The sequence below is a fragment of the Neorhizobium vignae genome (genome assembly GCF_000732195.1).
Lineage (GTDB): Bacteria > Pseudomonadota > Alphaproteobacteria > Rhizobiales > Rhizobiaceae > Neorhizobium > Neorhizobium vignae.
On record NZ_JNNU01000065.1, the window covers coordinates 1 to 909 of the forward strand.

General features: G+C 56.0%; 1 protein-coding gene. It reads left to right on the forward strand.

Annotation, left to right across the window (positions count from 1 at the left end):
* The first annotated feature begins 251 nt into the window (after positions 1 to 251).
* Positions 252 to 902 carry an outer membrane protein gene (locus GQ59_RS30365; protein ID WP_037088641.1) on the forward strand — a complete coding sequence of 217 codons (651 nt, stop codon included), beginning with the start codon at positions 252 to 254 and terminating at the stop codon, positions 900 to 902.
* Positions 903 to 909: the final 7 nt, after the last annotated feature.

Here is a 909-nt window from a genome sequence, read left to right on the forward strand (position 1 = left end):
CATGGAGGGGAACCAACTCCTGCAAATGTGGCGCTGCCGGTATGCCCTGCCCAAAGTGTTCGCAAGACGCAGACTGGAATGCTGATCCAGATCATCCGCCAAAGGTCAACAGAGTGCTGACGTCATTACTTCGCATCGCCGGAAGAGAATAAATTAGCGGGTACAGAAGATTAGGTTGTGTGGCCAAGCCGCTACAGCTTTATCCACGTACCGCATGTAAAAAGAGGCCTCACAACTTTGGAGGTCAATTAATGCGTTTCCTGTTTTTAAGCTCTGTCGCAATGCTGGCGCTTTCCACGGTGGCGCACGCCGCTGATGCGGTCGATCAAGTTCCTTCCGCCCCGATTGCTGAAGAGGTTCAGGTTTTCACCTGGTCCGGCCCGTACCTGGGCGTCCATGGCGGCTACGGCTGGACTGACGGTTCTTTCGACATTTCCGGCGTGGGCACCGTGGGAGCCGATCTGAATGGCGGCCTGTTCGGCGTTTTCGCGGGCTATAACCATCAGTTCAGCAACAACCTCGTGATCGGCATCGAGGGCGATATCGAATACAATTGGAACGAGGAAGAGGTGCTCGCCGGCGCGGAAGCTCGAACCGAATTGCAGGGCTCTGTTCGGGGCCGTATCGGCTACGCCTTTGACCACGCTCTGATCTACGCTACGGCTGGCTGGGCTGCAACACAGGGCGTCGCAGAAGTCCCGACCTTCTCGGATGAAAGCGAAACGTTCAATGGCTACACCGTTGGCGCTGGCGTTGATTACGCGTTCACCAACAACATTTTCGGCCGCGTCGAATATCGCTACACCGACTTCGGTAGCAAGACGTTCGATTTTGGTGGTGGCACGATCGACGCAGATCTGGACCAGCATGCGATCAGAGTTGGCCTAGGCGTGAAGTTCTAAGCCTACC